This window comes from Vibrio sp. SCSIO 43140, from assembly GCF_023716585.1.
Lineage (GTDB): Bacteria > Pseudomonadota > Gammaproteobacteria > Enterobacterales > Vibrionaceae > Vibrio > Vibrio maritimus_B.
The window spans coordinates 1,563,118-1,583,073 of record NZ_CP071850.1 but is presented as its reverse complement, the minus strand read 5'-3'; the positions used below and the strand labels follow the sequence as shown (position 1 = coordinate 1,583,073).

Genomic DNA, 19,956 nt, shown 5'->3' with positions numbered 1-19,956 from the left:
CTAAAGTTATGAAGACCTTACAAATTAGTGCAATTGCTGGCTTGGTATCGCTGGCTCTTGTCAGCTGCGGTGGCGATTCAGGATCTGGCGCATCGACTACCGCACCTTTGACGTTGAGCGTCACTGATGCCCCCGTCGACGACGTTAAAGAAGTTGTCGTCACCTTCGGAAAAGTAGCCCTACTCTCTCAAGGCGGTGACGCGCCGCGAGTGTTCGATGTTTATCTCACCGATGATGAAGGCAACCCCGTTGACGAAGAAGGCAATCCTATCCCTGATGGGGAAGATCCCGTGCCAATTAGCGTCAATCTCCTCGATTATCAAGGAGACAACGTCATGCCTCTCTTAGAGGATGAAATTGTCAACGTAGGTGAGTATCAGATGTGTGTGTTTGCCAATGACGGTGACCATCCGACTCACCCTTCATACGTGATAAAAGATGATCCAGACAGCGATGATGAACTAACGTTAGAATTAACTGTGAAAGGCGAAGGCACCTGTCCTCAGGGAGTCGGGAGAGAACCAAACGCTGGTGTCCTATTCTTCAATAAGTCCTTTACGATCAACCAGCAAACTAACAATTACGCCATTGAGTTCGACTTGCGTCGAGGTCTCAAAAACCAATCTACTTTCCCAAATTACACCATCCAGAGAACATCCATCACCCTAATCAACACCGCGGAAACCGGCAACATTAAAGGAACGATTACAGCCGACAAGTTTACTAGCTGTAATGACCCATTATCAGATGCGGCGGTTCAATCAGTGTATCTATATGAGAGTGGAACAACCCTCGAAAACATGGCGCCAATTGGAGGTACTGACTTAGTCAAACCTATTACCTCAGCGTCCGTTGGTGATAAGAACGCTCAGGATGTCTATGAGTTCGCGTTTGGTTTCCTTGATGCTGGTAGCTATAACTTAGGCTATACCTGTACTGCGCAGCATGATGATGGTGAGGAGGATTCTGATCCCGTTGCTGCTGGCTTCACAATTTACGATGTAATAACCGATGTATCCGTTGTGGTAAACGAAGATACCAACGTTGAATTCTGAGTTGCATGTAACGATTGGAAAGAGAGTGATGACCACTCTCTTTTTTGATCATTCTCCAGACAAAGAAAAAGCGGCCAAGCATCCTTACTCAGCCGCTTGTATCGTCGCGAGTAAGACCTAGTTACTTGTGACGATAACTTCTTTTGCTCTGACCTCAGAGAGTGCTCTTTCTAAATTGTCGTTCGCTAGTTTGTAGTACGACGGTTTAGCATCTATGGCTTGTTTGAAGTACGGGATGGCACGATCTGGCTTCCCTTTTAACATTAAAAAATAACCAACATTATTCAAAGCTTCATGCCTTTCCATGTGTCTTGAAAACATATTTAACGCTTTATTTTCCTCACCCATTCCGATATATATCAAAGCTAAGTTGTTTTGGGCACGTTGATTACTAGGCTCGCGTTTCAGTGCTCTCTGAGTACTACTTTCTGCTTTATAATAATCTCCAGACATGTAATAAGAATATCCTTGATTAATGAAGACCTTAATCAACTTAGGGTCAGCTAGATTTGCCTTGTTATACAACTCCCTTGCGGCGCTATATTGTCCCTTAACGTCTAAGAGTATACCAAGTCCCATATACGCATTCGCAGGAGACTCTGAATCAACAACTAAACTAGACAAATCGTTGTTTTCTAGGTTTTTCGCATTCAGTGTAACTCTGGAGTTTTGTCTAACTTGGTCTGCATTTATCGACCTATAAAAATAAGTCTCTCCCTCTTCTGAGTCTCCTAACTTGGTATATATAACACCTAACTGCTGAAGCGACATATAATTATTTGGATTTGCCTTTATGGACATTAGAAAGGCATCTTCTGCTAACTCATTGTTGTTGCGAGACAGATGTATCTGACCTATGGTAAACAACGTTTTGTCTTTGTAATTAGTAGGCTGAAAAGATAAAGAGCGGATGTACTCATATAACGCCAAATCGATATTATCCGCAGCCAGTGCAGCGTCTCCCCTCTGTAAAGCCTCGACTTCACTTTTTGGCGGGGGATCTTGAGTGAGAGTGTCTATTGGTCGTCCAGAGTATAGCGATGTATCATAAGACGGTTTGTCTGATGTTGACGTACAACCAATCAATAAACTCGCGAACAATAATAAGGGTGCTTTTTTGAATCCTTTCATACAAGTTCCTCTATTCAAATGCTTTAATCAGAGCTAATATTGCCGGCCCAATCGCAACAATGAAGAAACACGGCCAAATAAATAGCAACATTGGAAACACCATCTTTGTTGGAATTTTAGCAGCTAGCTCCTCCGCCGCTTGGTTTCTTTTATCCCTATAATCTTCATTATAGTCTCTCAGAGTACTAGCAAGACTTCCCCCAACACGAGAAGCATGTGACAACATACTTACTAAACCATTAATTTCGACCAATCCAGTCCGAACAACAAACTCTGTGAATGCCTTAGGAAGTTCTACACCCGCTTTGATTTTGACACAAATCGTATCTAGCTCATCAGCCAGCTCAGGATGTGATATATAGATTTCTCCAGCGACACGCTTAAGAGCAGCTAAGAACCCCAATCCGGATTCTGTACAAACCACAAGTAAATCTAGCGCATCAGGAATACCAGCCCTAATTTTACTTTGTCTTTTTTTAGCTAGATTATTCAATATATAGTTTGGAAGGACTAACCCAATAAAAATAGACAACATCATTATTGTCCACACTTGAGAGCTTTCTGAAAAAAACACAAAAAGCATGCCTGCAACGACAACTCCTAGCGTAAAAGAAACAAACTTCAAAGCATAGAAATTTGCCAATGCCGATTTGCTATGATACCCAGCATGCATTAAGGTTGATCTAACATTCTCCCTTTCTTTAGCATCCTTGGTTATGTAAATTGGTGAAAGTGATTCCAATGTATCCTTAATCTTGCTCTCTTTTTTACTATTATCTTGCGAGGCGAGACCACTCATCCTCTGCTCTAGAACTGTCTTTGAACCTATTAATACAAAGCCTGTTAGAAAAACGAAGATCATCACAGAGACTAGGATTAATCCCAAAACTAACCAAGACCTATCGACGCTAAATGAAGAAAGCCATGTAACTATATTGTCCATCTTCACACCTCTATATTGATTATCTTGCGAATCCAAAGCGCACCGATCATAAGGCTTATCAGCCCAAACCCGATCATCTGATGACCTCTTGGATCTGTGTAGAGTGGTTCGACAAACTCTGGATTCATAGTGGCCAATAACGCAAACAAAGCGAATGGTGTCAATACTAGTATCCAGGCAGACATTCTGCTCTCTGCGGAGAGAGTCTTTATTTTTCGAGTAAGCTTGAACCTCGCCCTTAGCACTTCAGAAACCTTCTTAAGGTTCTCTGCAAGATTTCCCCCAGTATCCTTTTGCAAAAGCACTGCGGAAGAGAAAGCTAATAAAGAGACGGTCGGAACCCTTTCGGCCATGTTGAGAATAGCAACATTGATATCATAACCAAAATTTAAGAGGTTAAATGTATTCTTAAATTCCTCACCTAAAGGAGCTGGAAGTTCATCTCCTACTTCTTTAAAAGTCTGAACGAGAGGCTGCCCAGTTTGTAACATTCTACATATTATATCTAGCGCTTCGGGCAGTTGCTCCTCAAACTTCATAAGGCGGTCGCTTATTTTCTTATTAATATATAGAATAACACCTAGCAAGATAGCAACACAAAGAATAGGACCAAAATACCAGGGATTGCCAGACAAAATGACGACCAATATTGTAATAATGCAAATACAAATAGTACCAAGTATTATGGTCCCCAAGGGAGTTTTAATACCCGCAAGCTCAATCATTTTTTTCAAGTTAGCAAAATACGGCACAGCTACCAGCTTTCTATCTAATGGTGTCATCGACTTACTGTAGTGCTCGTTTAGAAGATTTATACTCTCCTTGTCCAAATTGTGCTTGGCATCATTTAATCGTTTAGTAAGATCCTTATGTTTAACCTTTCTGCCTGCGGCAGGTAGTAATAGTGCTTGTGAGATCAGCACGACAGATACAAACAAAAGGAAAAAAAACATCGAAGCATCGAACGTCATATATAACTCCTAATCTTCACTCTGTCTCATTAAAGAGCTCAAAAGGCATATCAATTCCGCGCTTTACAAGAGATGAGTGACAGCTTGGTACAATGCCAGTTGCTGTATATCTTCCGACTACATTGCTATTCTCATCAACTCCTTCTCGAACGAATCGGAAGATTTCTGACATTGTAATGACATCACCCTCCATTCCATTGATTTCCTGAATGCTTACCATTCTACGTTTACCATCTTCTTGCCGCTCCATTTGCACGACAAGGTGAATAGCAGATGCAATCTGAGCTCTTAGGTTCTTGGCACTGATATTCCAACCAGCCATGGCAAACATATTTTCTACTCGGCTTAGAGCATCTCTGGGAGTATTGGCGTGAATCGTAGCTAAAGAACCATCATGCCCTGTGTTCATCGCAGACAACATATCAACTGCCTCACTACCCCTGACTTCCCCCACAACAATTCTATCAGGCCTCATTCGAAGTGAATTTTTTACAAGCTCGCGTTGCGTTATCTCACCTTTCCCTTCTAAGTTCGGTGGCCTCGTTTCCAGACGTACGACGTGAGGTTGTTGCAATTGTAGTTCTGCAGAGTCTTCAATTGTAATAATTCGCTCATCTTCGGGGATAAATCCCGAGAAGATATTGAGAGTAGTTGTTTTTCCTGAGCCCGTACCACCAGAGATCAATATGTTTAGCTCTCCAGTTACAGCTCCTCTTATAAATTTTGCCATTCCATCAGACAGCGAGTTGAGCTCGAGAAGATTGTCCATTGTCAGTCTGTCCACAGCAAATCGACGAATAGACACTGAGGGGCCGTCTATCGCCAAAGGAGGGATTATCGCGTTTACCCTAGAACCGTCTTGCAATCTCGCATCTACCATTGGTGATGATTCATCAATCCTCCTACCGACCAGACTAACAATTCTATCAATGACATTTCTTAAATGTTGATCATCTAGAAATGTGTAGGGAGTTTTCTCAATCTTACCTCTTCTTTCGACATACACACTCTTCGCTCCATTAACAAGGATGTCTGAAACAGTCGTGTCTTTCAAAAGTGGCTCAAGTGGGCCTAAGCCAAATATTTCATCTTCTATTTGAGCTAAGACTCTTTTCCTACCTTCAAAGCTAAGTGGGTGAGTATCATCGTCGCTCATCAAGGCTTGTGCAGCAGCGTATAACTCTTTTCTTGCAATCTCTTCATCGAGATTTGACAATAAGCCTAAATCAAGAGTTTCTAAAAGCTTACCGTGAAAATAGTGTTTAACCTCCAAGTCCTGCTCAAGCTGCTTTCTTGTATTCGCAATAGCTACATCTTTGCTATTTGGAACATCAGTATCACCACTATGGTCAGTATCTGAAAGTGCAGCGCTTGTACTTTCGTTAACCTCATCATGGCTTAACGCCCTACTTGCAAAATCTGGGTTGATATTTTTCCTTTTAAAAAACATGATAATCCCTTATCAGTTGAGTTTAACTAAATAACTTAGAGAACCATCCGCTTTTGCTATCTTGTGAAGCTATTAGTGAATTCCCAAGTTCTCTTACAGCTTTACTAATTGCACTCTTTTTTTTGTAGTCAATGACAGGCTTGCCCAAATTTGAACTCTCATTGGCTATCTTAAAATCATTAGGAACAGTATGAATTTTTACGCTACCTACGGTTTCTTCTATCGCTTTTTTTGTTATCTGTTGGTTTTTTTCATAACGGTTTATAACAATCTCGACGTCTTCTTTAGATATTCCGTAATCAAATTTCAGGGAGTTGAGCAAATGACCGGTATTTTTAACTGACATATAATTTTGCTGTATGATCATAAACACCTTTGTCGAAGGCGCTATCAACCCACTAAATGTAGGTTCAATTCCTCTAGAGAAGTCTAAAATAACGTACTTGTAGTATTGACGAAGTATTGGCAATAACGCTTGCCAGTGCTCTGAGTTCTTTATCGCTGCTGCACCGTCATTACTACCAAACCCTAACACGTGTAACTTTTCATCATACTTGGTTACAACACCGTTAATCGAAGACTCATCAAGCTCAGGCATAACATCTATCACATCAAGCAACGTGTACTTTGGCCTTAAGTCCATATACTCAGAAACAAGCCCAAACTGGGTATCAGTATCTAAAAGTAAAACCTGATTTGGATAAAGGTTAGCCAATTCAACAGCAAGATTAATTGCTAGTGTCGTTGCTCCATTACCCCCTTTTGTATTGATAAATGAGTACAGTTCACCCATCTCTTTAGTCATAAATCTTTCTTCAGCGACGCTTTTTAAAAGCGGCATGATAGCTTCCAACTTACTGCCTTCAGACAAAAAATCGGACGCACCAACTCTCAACGCAACCCTTAGAGCCGCACTATCTGACTCATCACCAAAAACTACCAGAGACGACTCTGTTTCAGAAAATGGCAGGTTGAAGCTATTCATTTGAGATATGATGTTAGCCCAAGAGCCTTTTCCTTCTACAAAAATAACGTCTGGAGCCGTAAAAGATGAACAGCTTTCCTCAGAGATAGAGGTTAACTCAAGCGTTTGAACCGTTAAACTTTTACACCGCCCAAGCTCATCCACTATGTGAGTTCGAAATATAGAAGTTGAATACAAAACCCATATACACAAATTTGTCTTAAGCGGAATTTGAGGTTCTTTCATAATATTACGTTGAATAGGTACCGGTTCGCCCATACTATAACTCCTAACAATTTTCGTTCGCTCCGTCTTCGGAACCACTGTTTGGTCTGACTACACCCAAACTCTCTACAGGCAAAACAGTAGTAAAGGCGGGAACGTCCAGAAGACCACTGTCCCCAATAAAGCTAAGTAAGGGCATGAACCTAAACCGATATCCATCGATTTCGGCTTTTACATAGCGTATTTGGCCAAATATTGAGGTTTTAGAATCATCATCCATACCTTCATACCCTGTAACAGATACTTCGTTGCCACTTGAGTCAAGATAGCTAAGAACCAAATGTTGACTCTCGAACTCTATGGGACGGTTTTCAGCAACCTCACTCAAGTCACGTATATCAAGCCTGTCCTCTATAGAACACACCACACCCAACCTGGCGGCTTTTCGTGTCATTTCATTAAGCATCTGCATCGAAAACATATACCTACCTATTTCGAAAGCAAACATCATCAAAACCATTAAGCCCCAGGCGATTAGAGTAAACTCAATAATTGTCAGCCCACGCTGACTAGAAATCGCCATTTTCATACCTACTCCGTTGTAGCAAATCTACCCAGCATGACACTTGAGGCCGTCAGATCGAACTGAGTCGAAATTTCTGTAAAAGGTAAAACCTCAAATATCGGCTGATACGTGTATACAGCGGTAATCGTTATCAAACTCGAATCTATGCTGACACTGACATCACTCACTGACAAACCAGACAACACAGGTGACCCTGCACCTAAAGGGTTAGCGAAGACTGCAACATTTTTGATTTCCGGTTCTATTTCGTACACCGCATCCACTGAACCTGCGGTGCCGACAACTTCACTTACCGCATATCTCGCTGCACTTCGAACGTGCTTGTTTAGCAACTGATAATCGACAAATACGTTCCCTAATTCAGCACACATCGCCATAAAAAGAATAACAAGTGGAGAGATCCATAGAAATTCTAAAGCGGCTAATCCTTTCTGTTTAACATTGCTATTCTTCACAACTATGACTCCCCACTTAATGGATCTTTATACAAAATTATTTTGTAAGGACCATCTCCACTTGGATTAGGACCGGTTGTTCCATTTTGAATAACACAATCCTTCCCAAAAGCTCCCAAAATAGACCCTTTATCCGCATTGCTTGAGGGGGCTTTCTGAAGCATCAAAAAGCATCTAATTCCAACAATGGGTAAATCCGTCTTACCATTTTTGGCTTCAGTGCAATCGATCATGGGAACATTCAAGATTCGTCTAGAGTTACCGCTGTACGAGTCGAATGTGACTTCATTGTCACTTGCATAAGAAAAAACAGTTGCACCGCTTTCGTCAAAACTTTCATCAATAAGTGCTTCGGCGAGATATGTGTCACTTGGGTATTCATCTGCGCTTAGCCCTGCTTTGTATTCTCCGAAACGGGTATTGAGTCCCTGAGCGGTCGGACCAATAGTGTTACCTGGTTTACTTTCAGTAATGGGTGGTGGTGATTCATCATCCACGCAAATACATCCGTCATAACCTCCAGCTAAAGCATCTCTTATGTGGATGTCGTCAAAATCTAGGAGTTGATAATTTCCTGAAGTGAGATCGGCTTCGTCGCTATCACCAACTTTGAGTTTTTGGATTTGGTCATACTCATAACCCCAATTGCTAGCTGACGTTTCGTCGGGGTCTACACATACTGCGAGAGGAACAATATTACAGGTGCAGTTAACGTCAGCACCAGGACCAGCCACAGCACTTGCTGAACTTGTTTTACTCACTTCAAAAAACCTGGCAAGAAAAACGTCAAGAGGTACATCAGCAACCGCTACTCTAACAAAAGTGTCCAACGTATCATCATAACTACCAGAAAAGTCTTGTGGATCATTTGAAAAACTAACAGAAATAAGAGAGCTATCGGCAGTAGCCAAGATGTCTAGTTCAGTGTTTCCGCTTGCTAAGTACATAGAAGCTATAGTCGACCGGGCTGTTAGTTCTGCTTCTGAATCACTCGCTCCTTCATCTAATTTAACGGCGGCAGCTAGGGCAGCCGCATCGACCCCATTTTGAAGTCTTGTCTTGTTTAGAAGAGCGTGATTGACATCAATGGCTAAAGCAGCGAAGAAAATAAACACAACTAATAACATTGATATCAGCAGTCCCGCCAATCCTCTTTGACTTCCAATGCTTTTTATATTTTTAGCCATGTTAACTCCTTAGCCCAAACCATGAACAGATAGCTAAAATTGATCAGAACTATCAACTGCAAGTGGTCTGTTCAATACAGCCTCAGCTTTTGCATCATAAGCTGTTTGACCAGTATAAGCGTCATAAGCGACCTGCATTCTTGCACCAGTTCCCGTAGGCACAACATCTTTATTTTTCACTGTGGCACTATGGTCGTATGTCTGTTGATGACGAACATTTGCCACAGCGTCTCCCAGTGGGGCATCGTTGGCACATCCTACAAGCAAGACAGAAGATACAACCAACGAGAAAGTAACTATTTTCATATCATCACCTTTGTATCTATAAATCATGTCCAAATGTACCTTCTGAACCACCATCAGTTACGGGTACATTCTGAGTTGACTGACTACCAGACCTAGAAGAGGGCTTCTGTTCTGATATATATGACGTCTGGCCAAGAAGGTAAAACTCAACATCGTTAGGCTTTACAAATGCGTCTGTGGGTAACACTACACTCGAACGGTCAATAGGCCGAGCGAGCCTTGGAGTAACCAATATAACTAACTCAGTTTCGCCGGAAACAAATTGCTGGCTGTTAAACAGTTGTCCCAAAACAGGTATGTCACCAACACCAGGCATCTTTTCAGAAATGTCGCGAACGTTCTCACTTAGTAGTCCGGCAATACCAATGGTCTGCCCGTCTGCTAACTCTAAGGTCGAAGCGGCGGTACGTTTTGTTATAGGAGGAATAAGATATGTCGCATTCGTTTCAATAGGGTCTAAGGTTAGTGCGCCTGAGTTTGCAATTTCACTCACATCAACAGACAAAACCAGATTGATTTTTTGATCCGACAGAATCGTAGGAACAAACTTCAAACCCACACCATACTCTTTATACTCAACGGTTATCCCGTCCCGATTAGGTACTGGTATAGGAAACTCACCGCCAGCTAGAAACTCAGCCTTTGAGCCACTAAGTGCTGTTAAATTTGGCTCGGCAAGAACTTTAGCAACGCCATTTTCTTTGGCAATATCCAAAGCAAGCGTAAAAAGTGTGTTGCCATCTAAAAACGTCGCTAACAATCCGGTTTCACTGATAGTAGGAGGGCCAAACACTGGACCTATACCCCCACCAATATCGTCTATTATCGCGCCTCCACTAGTAGCCCCCCACCCAAAATTTCCGTTTTGATTGAAAAAGTGAAAATCCGAGTCAAAGCGTCTTACAAGGCTTCTTTGCACTTCGGCTACTGTCACCTCTAGCATGACCTGCTGAGCGCCTCCAATGGTCATAAGATTGATGATGTTTGTGCTGTTTACTACTCGGTCTCCTGAGTTCGTGGAGCTATCGGCGGTTTCACCAGCAGTAAATGTTTCAGCCACTTTTACTGCCATGTTCATTGCTGATTGATTACTAACTTGACCACTTAAAATAAGTTTGTCTTGTGAACTGTGGACGTTTATAGTTTCATTAGGAAGAAACTCGTACAGTTTGGCTTTCACACCATTCAGGTCATGTGTAACTTCGATGTTTATTGACTCTATTAGACGACCGCGACTATCCCATGCCATTAAATTGGTACTACCCAGCTTCTTACCAATGAGAAAAACTTCGTTGGAACGGAGCATTACAATATCTAAAACGTTAGGATCACCTAAAGATACCCGCTTAGCCTTACCCGCCAATATTACGTTTTGTGATTTATGATGTGGTACGGTCACTAGTTTTCCGCTTTGCGTAGCTGCACCTAAATAGAAGCTGACTATTAGGAGCGGTAACAATATAGAAATCCTTTTCATAATTTTCCTCAATCCCTAACGCGAATGTTTGATGACTGTGTACCTTTAATGATAGTCACACTTGGTGGTGCAACATATCTCGTTTTTGCAACAGGTTTATTTTTTTGTTGTGGATTTCTCAAAGCAAGCTGAACTACTCCTTCACTCTGAGCCGTCAGAAGTTTTTCAGCCTCTTTTGGAGTAACTTCAAGTGTCACTGCTCGCACTATGACCGGTTTGTTGTCATTTGTTCTAGCAGTCTGATCCACCGCAAGCACTTTGATATCGCTCAAAACAGTTTTTGATGATGAACGTGTCTTTGATACTTTTTTCGTATTGATGATATCGACCTTATTTCCAGGTAAGAGAAACCCAGCGACACCAATTACGTCATTCACTCTGATGGTTACAGCTCTTTTGTCATCACTAATCACCGCCGCTAAAGTGGAGCCCTCACCAGGTAACTCTGTTCGGTAACGATGTAGTATTTCTCCAGAGAAAAGATTCGCATTAGACACTCGTCCTTTTACATCGTCGACCGATGAGTAGTGGGTTTCCTCGCTTATGAGATCCTTTTCTACCAGCTTCATAGAAACATCTTTTAGCTCTATTACGGTGCCAGACAATATGTCTCTCTCAACAACCACAACAGGGACACGCTCTATCAGTTCTGTAACAACTTCAGGTTGCACTTGGCTATCCATCCACTTCTTTGCAAAGAATACAGCAGTCAAGCCTATCGCTATTGATAGCATTAATAGTAAGAACATTTGAGCTCTAGTCATGATTAACTCCCCCCATTCCATCGGAAGTAAAGTAAAGGCGCCAAGCAGCGTCAAGAATGTTAGCCGTTATTTCTTCTGACTCGCCTTCGAATCGAATTATATCCCCGCAAACACCAACAATATCCTTTGGTATGCATGGGTAATATGGCACGCCATACATTTTGTGCATGGAGAGTAAATAGTCTGTCGCAGAGGTAGATATCGTGACTTCCTTATTGACGCATACACTTTTCACCAAACTAATATAATTAGCTTCATTTAGAGCGTGAAATTCAATTTTGTATCCTAAACGCCTTAAAAATGCTGGGTCGCCTATATCAAGTGGATTCAAGTTGGTGGAAAACGCTAGAGTCAATACAAACGGTATGGTTGTTTGTTGACCATTGGGCAAGACAAGATGATCCACGGCGTACTCCATGGGTACAATCCAACGGTTGAGTAGATTCGATACTGAAACCGATTGCCGCCCCAAGTCATCTATTACAAGCAAACCGTTATTTGCTAACATCTGAAGAGGAGCTAACCAGACTCTATTGTGTTCCGAATGGTTGACCTCTAGCATTTCTAGGGTCAGCTCCCCTCCCACTTGAATGTTTGGGCGTTCGCACAGAGTCCATCTTCTATCATATTGCTCCTCAAACCGAAGAGTGTCGGCTGTCGAATTATTGTCTACTTTTGTGTGATGTTGCTCAGAAAAGACTTTTACGATATTCCCTGCACAATACACTGAAAAGGGGATATAAACAGACGTGTCAAAAGAATTTATGAGTTGTGCTGCTACATAACTTTTCCCCGTACCTGCATGACCATAAAGAAGTAGTGCACGACCGGAGTTCAACGCAGGACCGAGAACCGGAACCATATATTCTGCACCAAACACACCTGATAGAGCAGACTCAATCTGGTCTCGACCAATATTATTCCTCCGAATATCTTGAAGATTAACAACGTAGTTGTACTCATCTATAGTCACAGGAACAGGGCCAATATATGCGTCTTTCAAAAAAGCAATATCTGCCTCTTGAAGCCCCATAGACGATAACCCAAACAACACGCGATTCTTGTTAGTGGATATAGCCGATGAGTGGTTCTGAAAAACCTCAATGAGAGAGCGCTTCCTAAGTGGTTGCATCAACTCTTCAACAATATGTGAACTCACTCCCATAACCCTAGACAAGGTAAGGTAGTCTGCTTTGCATTCATGGCTCAAATGTTTGATCAGCAAGTTTTCGAGCACAGGAACAGGTATCCCGAGATCCTCTACAGAAACCGGAACAAGGGGACCCTCGATCTGAGGTGATAGAGTAGGCTTGTTAGAGAATGACGTAATAGCGTTCATACACATCACCTCAAAATGTGAGTGGGTATAAGAGAAATCCAAAAACTATTGCCGGTGCAAGAGGCATTCTATATACGACGATTGGACGAGAGTAAGAGCGTAGTAATCGGCTTTTAACGTTGGTGTCGACATATCCTGACATCCACTGAACCACAGTCTGATCAGATGTCGCTATGTACGATAACCCGTAAAACACAACGAAAACAGTTCCTGAAATAAAGATAGTTGCATAGAAAGGAACGAGGTCTTGAATACCAACGTACAGGCACAGCACCGATATCAATTTAACGTCTCCGGCAGCCATTACTTTCATCGTATAAAGTATTAGTCCGGCGGAAAAACCAATTACAAACCCCAAAATGTGACTGCTTGGAACCAAATAGAGCCCACCATAAACAAGCTCGAGTTCCAAGACACACAGTAAAAGCAGCAACCCTATAAGCTTGTTGGGAAGCCTATTCTCCCGCATGTCAAAAATGAGTAGTATGCAGAGCACACTCCAAATCGCTATTATCACAACCAACTCCTTGTCGAGTTAACAATCCTTTGCAGCGGGAGTGATGAAAAACCCACTCCCTCTGACATGTTACTGCGGCTAGCGACTTACACAGGATCTGTTGTGCCTGGATCTGTTGTACCCGAATCTGTGCCTCCACCTGTACCTCCACTTGCGTCGGCAGCGCTGTCAATAACGCCTTCGACCGCTCCAGAAAGGCCATCCCAAGCTCCCGACCCAACTAGAGCACCAACCAACACAGCTCCGCCTACGATGTACTCAACAACCGAGAGACCATCTTCTTCCTTAATAAAGTCAACGACTAGTTTTTTCAAATCAAACATAATTATCTCCATATTTGTAGCAATGTGATTGCCCTTTAAAGCTAATTTGATTCGTATAAACTGGTTATGATTTTTTTGTCGTATTTATCGAAATCAAAAAAACACAACAAAATATTAAAGTCCTAAACTAAGTCAATTGGGTGATACGAAATATAAACTATAGTTGTAATAAAACCATGAATTAACAATTTAGAGAGTAAACATTAGGTTATCTCTTGGATTTTATTTGTGGTTATTTTATTTGTTCTAATGATTCATCCTCATCAGAACACATAAATCTAAGAAGGTAACCATTTGAATTTTTTGACACAGCCGTCAAAAACTGCTTTAAAACGTCTAATTTTTGAGACCAGAGTTTGATTAACTAGTACTTTCTTATCATTTGAATTGATGATTTGGCTTTCACTACTAAGCTAATAATATAGTTTATAGAGATTGTCGCATTTGTGAGATAAGAAATGACGTATTGGCTTGGAAAATCTAGTCTATTTCTCCCTACAGAGGTCAGAGATTTTGTCGTGGAGCGTTACCAGATTGTGGATGCACATACGGATGTCTCAGTGATAACAGAACGTTCGGTTACCCAGTGTTTCTTAATGACCGACGATATATTAGACGAGACGCTACTTGTCATGTGCATAAGAATTTGCAGAAATCTGGGTAAAAAGCTAGTAGTGTTTCACTCATCAAACATCCCGGAGCAGTTTCTCGCAGAAGGTCTAGTATATGCTCATATCGACTTGACTTCGGCTAACTGTCTTAAAGCCTTAGCAGCCCTTGAGACTAAGCTGGGGTTAGGTAAAAACGCTAGACAGAACAGCAACCCTTCGAAGTTTGCACCGAGCAGAACTCAAAGCTCATCATTGGAAAACAACAGAGACATTTTACTTGTTAGAAAGATGCTTGAATATGTAGATGAGAAATTCACCACCTCACTTCGAGAAAAGGATGTCGCGGAGCATTGTCACTTATCAGTCTCTTATTTCTCACGTATTTTTCACCAACAAGTTGGTCAAAGCTTCAGAAACTACCTTATAAATAAACGTATAGAATACGCTAAGCAAATGCTCAAAACGGATTCTGAACAGCGGGTTTCCAGTATAGCTTTTAGCAGTGGGTTTAATGACTTATCGTACTTTTCAAGGGTATTCAAAAAGCGAACAGGAATGAGTCCAAGTACCTATCGAAACCTAAGAGGAACTATAGAGTTTATCGATAAAAGCTGATACCAAAGTAACCACAAGACTGATTGATAAAAATCCGTCTTATTAGAAGACCGCTGTTAGGAACAATCACCACCGCATAACGGTGATTTAGGGATAACAAAAACGCCCTCTCAGAGGGCGTTTCTAGCGTAAGAGGTAAATCTTAAGTTACCTAATACCTACTAATTCATACTTACCATGCAGATAAAGCGATTGGTTTCGAACGTTTTGTCAAAAACGTCTTTCTTCTGTGAAGAGTACACTCTTCCCTCGTCCGTCCAATAGTCACCCGGCTTGAGATCCGCGTACAGCTCTAAATACTTGTATGCGGCCTTCGTTGGAAGCTTAGAGGACAACTTCTGTTCACAGTATTGTGTCGCATCTGAGCGGCTAAGAAATACTTCTGCTGATTTGTTATTGCCACGGTACACTGGGTAAAGATAAGTGAATACCTCATCTTTATAAACGACCGTATTTGAGAACGTGCCTACTTCTTTGTTCGAACCCTTTGCTTTCTGAGGTGCTTCTAAAACCTTTTTGGTTATTTGAGCCGCTTCATTAGTCTTGGCACTTTTTGTCACACTCGCAGGTTTTGTCTGTGTTTTAGATTGTGCTTTTTGAGTTTTCTTAGCAAATGGGAAAAAGTAGTCACCGTCGTTTTTCAGGTTTAAGCGTAATGACTGTGTCTTACCCTTATTAACCGCACGAACATTGTATACACCCACATAATTACCAGACAGCTCAATTGAATCGCCGCTGCCTACTTTTTCTTCGTTGATGTAATATTCGGTGTCCGCAGAGTTAGAGCGGAAGACAAATCGGATCTTATCTAGATTTAATGCTTTGCGAATCTCGCCATCTAAGTTTGAATTGAACGCATTCTTATATTCCGCAGACACGGTATAAGTTAGGTCACCATTCAGTTTTTGTGTGGCATCAACAACTCTATAAGACGTAAGTTTGATTCGCTCGGACCCGCCTTTCTCTAATGCAAACGCATTCTTCATGTAAGGTAGATTTCTATTTACACAGGCTGATAGGCTTTCAGTAACCTTACATTCTAGCTTGCCTGCGTAGTTCTCGCGATGAACAACATCAGCCTCTTTCAGGTGGCGATCTTTGATTTCTCTATACAACGCAAGCAGTTGTTCATTTTTGTCACGCTCAATCTGCGTCACACTTGACTGACTCGTAGCAATCGTTTTATTGAGTTCAATTAACTTGGCTTCAGACTCTGCAAGTTCTTGATTAAGTATACTAATTGACGATGAAACGCCACGAAGCGCCACAGCGATACCTTCGTCGTATTCACCAAGAACTAGCTTATCTTGGAATACTTTAGAGTCGGCTTTGACAATATCGATATTGTTAAGCAGTTTGATCTTATTAGCATCGATACTTGATGAGGTTTTGTTATAAAGCGCAATAGTGTCATCTAAACCTACTTCGCTATAACGAGAAGAATACTCGCTGTTAATCGTTTCTAGCTGTGCTTGCTCACTGCCATTAACCAGATCAGAAGCCCAAGCGCTCGACATAACGGTCACGCTTGCAAGCGTTATCCATGTTTTCGCTTTCAAGTGTGGTAATACTTTTTCTAGATTCACAACAACCTCATAATCCTTCTTAAATGCCAACGCATTTCCATGTGCGGCTTTTTCTTATAGCGAAGGTTTCATTCTGAAATAAGTGTCCATTCTATCAAAGCCCCAGTGCAGTGTCGCTACAATGGAGCATATTTGTGTGATCTTATTCATCAATTAAGAGGGAGTTCAAGCATCAACACAAAGAACGACTATTTATCCGATACTACATAGATTTCGGCGCGACGGTTTTCTGCTCGATTTTGTGGAAAAGTATTAGGCACTAACGGTTCTGTTTCTCCCAAAGATTTAACCGTGACTTTACTTCTTTCGACACCTTGGAATAACAAGACATCGTGAACAGCCAAAGCACGTTTTAGACCCAATCCCTGATTATATTGAACGGAACCTAAACTGTCTGTGTGCCCCTCAACGATAAGATCATAAGAGGCATCAGTTAGCGCTGCACTGGTTCTCTTCAATGAAGTTCTTGCCATTGGGGATAAACCATAGCTATCAAACGGAAAGTTCACTCTTACTACAGGCTCTTCTTTGTTTACATTAGCCATCGACATCTCAGAAACGCAATCGCTCGGGTGAAAGAGCACATTCGCTTGCTTAGTCAGGCTAGCCGATAAATCGCTATCGTTACTGGATTGTTGAATACTCAACATACCTTGCCTGTGCTGGGCAATAGCATCAACACTGGTTACAGAAACAGAATATTGCTGTTCCCCTGCACTACTTTGACAGTAACTGCGAAACTCAGTTTGCGATGCGTAGGCACAACTTGTAACCAACGAAATCAGAGCGACGCTCAACATAGTTCTCATAATATCTCCTAATACAACTTAGTCACGCCGCTGCTCTTTGAGCCTTTGCGGATTAGCTCTTCTATTTTTTCAATTAGTTCATCGAGGTTTTTAACGTCGATAATGTCTTCATCTTCGTCGAGTACGCAATCCTTGAAGCCTTTACTGTGACTCGCTGCAAAGTCAACGCCGATAACTCCTATATATAAACCCGGAATAACCTCACGAGCTTTATCACAAATACCAAGCTTATTTCCTCCAGGTGATACTAAGCTGTTTAAAATGCCATTGTTGGGACTTTCTTGGCCGTCACTCAAAATTAAAAGCATCTTTACCTTTTTATCGTAGGCTTCTTGCTCTTCTTCATCATCACTGTTTGGGTTACCATCGGCCAACATTCGCACTCCTCGCATAATGCCCTGGAATACAGCGGTACTGCCTCCTGCCCACATGGAGTCAATCGGTGACAAGTTTTTGACATTATTGGTCAAAGGGATATTGGAAAACTGGCTACCAGTCCTGCTTCCAAATCCCGCGTAGAGAAGGTTATCATCTACTCGATAATGCGTTTTGAGAGCGGGGAAATGCTCGGTCATCATCTCATTAATAGAAGCATCAAAATCGACGTAATTATACAGTTCTGTATGATAAGTGCTCTTTCCATTGCCCAACCCTAGCGCATATCTCAGTCGCTTTGCTTGCTCATGTTCTCCATTTCGTTCATTAGGGCATTCATCAACATCAATCGCACAAGCTCTCACTTGATAAGAGTAAAATTTACGCCACTTATTCCAGTTAACTTCTTCATAATCGCGGTCGGAACTCGAGTTATCTACATCATCACGATATCGCAACTGACTCACAGCTCTTACGTTTCCGCCGCTATCTGTTTCTCGAGTTCGAATGTTATAAGGAACAAATGCGATTCGGTTATTGACCTTATCTGCTTGATTACTGTTCTCTTCATTGCACTGACTTACTTCAAGATCTGAGGATATATCTGAATCATTCTCTCGACAAAGAATGCTCTCTGATATCGTTGAGATCGCTACCATGAGGTCATCAATTTTCCATGGACCGCTATTGCAACTGTATGTTTTGCCCCAACACCAGTTCATGGAGCCAGAAAAATCAGATACAAAAGTAATATCTATATTATTGTCACCCAAAAACGCAGTGTATTTTCTGGCTAACGAATAGCCGGCAAGATCCTGAGTTTCACTGAACGATGGTATAAACGTGCTGTGAAACCAAGAATCATGAGTCGTTACCGCATTAACCGTATACTGGGTGTACTCATCCTGATCCGCACTATCATCTTGTTCTTGGAAGAAGCGCGTCGTGGTCACATTACTTGATTTGATTTCGCGAACATAACTATCGACGTAGTGCGTCGCCATTGCCTGTGAATTGTCTTCATTATCTTCGATTGTTACAGCAATAGCTGCGGCTTCGGCCGCATCTTTGAGTCGACTCGTTTCTTGAACGTAACGGGTTCCTTCCACAGCCCAGAATGTAAAACCCATAATAGGTACTAAGGTCAAGCCAAACCAAATAGCTGCTACACCAGATTGCTTTCTCATGTTGGCATTATATGAAGATCGATTTCCGTGTTTTAGTTTCATACTCAGCACTACCTCCCCGGCATAATCGATGACGAGGTCAAACGCATATCTGTACTGCCACCAGCAGAGAAAGCTTCAAACCATGAATGGTGTTCTTCACATAAGGTGACGCGATATAGCGGGTATGAAACACCTTTCTCCACTGGAATTAGGTTTTGATAATCACTGAGGGTATCAGTCTGACAACCTAATGACGTAAATTTGTCACTTTTTAACGTCACCAGCCCCTGGTCGGTCACATAGGATTCAATTTGAAGTGCTACGTCTTCCGCAGAATTATTGAGCATTCGACTGGCGGCAGCCGTTAAATCTGAAAGATCCTGCGCCGTAACTTGAAGATTACTCCGAGCTGCGACATCAGCGCCAAAGTAACGTGAACGTTCTTTGATAACATTAACCAAAGCAAAGCTTGATCTATCTAGTTTCGCGCGTACCAAAAGCTGTTGGCTTAAGTCCGTGGCAAAAAGGTAGATTGCACAAATGCCAATCAATACAAACGCTAACTCTATGGCAAACACGCCTTTTTGAGTCTTCGCACGGGGCAAGTACTTCGATCTACTCTGTTTCATCAGCCCACCCCTCATGCTCGAGGTTGAGTACCATGGTACGAGAAATATCGACCGCTTGAGCCCCATAAACCCACAAGATAGGTTCATATTGATAGGTCACCGTAATTTCAGCTAAGTCATAGTTAAAATTGAGGTCTTGTTTTGAATACCCAACGTTATTAATAAAGTCTCGATAACTTGGAAAATACTTCCCATCCAAAGAAAACTTGTCTTCATCAATCAGGAAGTGCCAAAGGTTACTATCATCGGAAATTAACGCCTGGAAACGGGATTCATACTGTTCGTGGATACCACTGCCCTGAAAAATCTTGGTGTTGCGAATAGTCTCTCTTAACGCATACTCAGTCATGTTAATGACATAGATGCGATAACATATTTCAAAGATGGCAAAGGTCGAGAACATCAAAACAATAGCGCCCAACGCAAACTCCACCGCCGTTACACCTAACTGTTTTTTGAAACCCTTCAT

At 41.8% G+C, this 19,956-nt stretch carries 21 protein-coding genes; 2 read left to right on the top strand and 19 right to left on the bottom strand.

The window, feature by feature from the left end; all coding sequences use genetic code 11:
- Nucleotides 1-8: 8 nt before the first annotated feature.
- Complete coding sequence (locus J4N45_RS07430) at nt 9-1,055, top strand: DUF4382 domain-containing protein (RefSeq protein ID WP_252014329.1); 1,047 nt, start codon at nt 9-11, stop codon at nt 1,053-1,055.
- A 117-nt stretch (nt 1,056-1,172) separates the two neighbouring features.
- Here J4N45_RS07430 and J4N45_RS07425 read toward each other — a convergent pair whose 3' ends face one another.
- From J4N45_RS07425 to J4N45_RS07365, 14 genes are all read right to left on the bottom strand, one after another.
- Nucleotides 1,173-2,186, bottom strand: coding sequence for a tetratricopeptide repeat protein (locus J4N45_RS07425; RefSeq protein WP_252014328.1), 1,014 nt, complete (start codon nt 2,184-2,186; stop codon nt 1,173-1,175).
- 10 nt (nt 2,187-2,196) lie between these two features.
- Nucleotides 2,197-3,129, bottom strand: coding sequence for a type II secretion system F family protein (locus J4N45_RS07420; RefSeq protein ID WP_252014327.1), 933 nt, complete (start codon nt 3,127-3,129; stop codon nt 2,197-2,199).
- A gap of 2 nt (nt 3,130-3,131) precedes the next feature.
- Complete coding sequence (locus tag J4N45_RS07415) at nt 3,132-4,100, bottom strand: type II secretion system F family protein (protein ID WP_252014326.1); 969 nt, start codon at nt 4,098-4,100, stop codon at nt 3,132-3,134.
- A gap of 16 nt (nt 4,101-4,116) precedes the next feature.
- Nucleotides 4,117-5,550: a TadA family conjugal transfer-associated ATPase gene (locus J4N45_RS07410; protein WP_252014325.1), complete on the bottom strand. Its 1,434-nt coding sequence runs from the start codon at nt 5,548-5,550 to the stop codon at nt 4,117-4,119.
- A 22-nt stretch (nt 5,551-5,572) separates the two neighbouring features.
- On the bottom strand, nt 5,573-6,793 hold the full coding sequence (locus tag J4N45_RS07405; protein WP_252014324.1) for an AAA family ATPase: 1,221 nt from the start codon (nt 6,791-6,793) through the stop codon (nt 5,573-5,575).
- A gap of 10 nt (nt 6,794-6,803) precedes the next feature.
- On the bottom strand, nt 6,804-7,328 hold the full coding sequence (locus tag J4N45_RS07400; RefSeq protein ID WP_252014323.1) for a TadE family protein: 525 nt from the start codon (nt 7,326-7,328) through the stop codon (nt 6,804-6,806).
- A gap of 2 nt (nt 7,329-7,330) precedes the next feature.
- Nucleotides 7,331-7,780 (bottom strand): TadE/TadG family type IV pilus assembly protein, encoded by a 450-nt coding sequence (locus J4N45_RS07395; RefSeq protein WP_252014322.1) that lies wholly within the window; start codon nt 7,778-7,780, stop codon nt 7,331-7,333.
- A 2-nt stretch (nt 7,781-7,782) separates the two neighbouring features.
- Nucleotides 7,783-8,967: a TadE/TadG family type IV pilus assembly protein gene (locus J4N45_RS07390; RefSeq protein WP_252014321.1), complete on the bottom strand. Its 1,185-nt coding sequence runs from the start codon at nt 8,965-8,967 to the stop codon at nt 7,783-7,785.
- 33 nt (nt 8,968-9,000) lie between these two features.
- A complete protein-coding gene (locus tag J4N45_RS07385; protein ID WP_252014320.1) occupies nt 9,001-9,273 on the bottom strand; it encodes a hypothetical protein in 273 nt (90 codons plus the stop codon).
- Between the two features lie 16 nt (nt 9,274-9,289).
- Nucleotides 9,290-10,750: a type II and III secretion system protein family protein gene (locus J4N45_RS07380; protein WP_252014319.1), complete on the bottom strand. Its 1,461-nt coding sequence runs from the start codon at nt 10,748-10,750 to the stop codon at nt 9,290-9,292.
- Between the two features lie 8 nt (nt 10,751-10,758).
- Nucleotides 10,759-11,514, bottom strand: coding sequence for a Flp pilus assembly protein CpaB (gene cpaB / locus J4N45_RS07375; RefSeq protein WP_252014318.1), 756 nt, complete (start codon nt 11,512-11,514; stop codon nt 10,759-10,761).
- Complete coding sequence (locus tag J4N45_RS07370) at nt 11,507-12,853, bottom strand: ATP-binding protein (protein WP_252014317.1); 1,347 nt, start codon at nt 12,851-12,853, stop codon at nt 11,507-11,509. Before J4N45_RS07370 ends, cpaB begins: the two co-directional genes overlap by 8 nt.
- A 10-nt stretch (nt 12,854-12,863) precedes the next feature.
- Nucleotides 12,864-13,349 (bottom strand): prepilin peptidase, encoded by a 486-nt coding sequence (locus J4N45_RS27265; RefSeq protein ID WP_353505882.1) that lies wholly within the window; start codon nt 13,347-13,349, stop codon nt 12,864-12,866.
- 107 nt (nt 13,350-13,456) lie between these two features.
- The gene (locus tag J4N45_RS07365) at nt 13,457-13,693 is read right to left on the bottom strand and encodes a hypothetical protein (RefSeq protein ID WP_252014316.1); all 237 of its coding nucleotides are present in this window, start codon (nt 13,691-13,693) and stop codon (nt 13,457-13,459) included.
- A gap of 458 nt (nt 13,694-14,151) precedes the next feature.
- Here J4N45_RS07365 and J4N45_RS07360 point away from each other — a divergent pair, with 458 nt between their 5' ends.
- On the top strand, nt 14,152-14,919 hold the full coding sequence (locus J4N45_RS07360) for a helix-turn-helix domain-containing protein (protein WP_252014315.1): 768 nt from the start codon (nt 14,152-14,154) through the stop codon (nt 14,917-14,919).
- Between the two features lie 161 nt (nt 14,920-15,080).
- Here J4N45_RS07360 and J4N45_RS07355 read toward each other — a convergent pair whose 3' ends face one another.
- The 5 genes from J4N45_RS07355 to J4N45_RS07335 all read right to left on the bottom strand — a co-directional run bounded on the left by J4N45_RS07355 (nt 15,081) and on the right by J4N45_RS07335 (nt 19,956).
- Nucleotides 15,081-16,535, bottom strand: coding sequence for a hypothetical protein (locus J4N45_RS07355; protein ID WP_252014314.1), 1,455 nt, complete (start codon nt 16,533-16,535; stop codon nt 15,081-15,083).
- Between the two features lie 158 nt (nt 16,536-16,693).
- On the bottom strand, nt 16,694-17,314 hold the full coding sequence (locus tag J4N45_RS07350) for an OmpA family protein (protein ID WP_252014313.1): 621 nt from the start codon (nt 17,312-17,314) through the stop codon (nt 16,694-16,696).
- Between the two features lie 8 nt (nt 17,315-17,322).
- Entirely contained in the window at nt 17,323-18,918 is a 1,596-nt protein-coding gene (locus J4N45_RS07345) for a pilus assembly protein TadG-related protein (RefSeq protein ID WP_252014312.1), read from the bottom strand.
- Between the two features lie 8 nt (nt 18,919-18,926).
- Nucleotides 18,927-19,487: a tight adherence pilus pseudopilin TadF gene (gene tadF, locus J4N45_RS07340; RefSeq protein ID WP_252014311.1), complete on the bottom strand. Its 561-nt coding sequence runs from the start codon at nt 19,485-19,487 to the stop codon at nt 18,927-18,929.
- On the bottom strand, nt 19,474-19,956 hold the full coding sequence (locus J4N45_RS07335; RefSeq protein WP_252014310.1) for a TadE family protein: 483 nt from the start codon (nt 19,954-19,956) through the stop codon (nt 19,474-19,476). Before J4N45_RS07335 ends, tadF begins: the two co-directional genes overlap by 14 nt.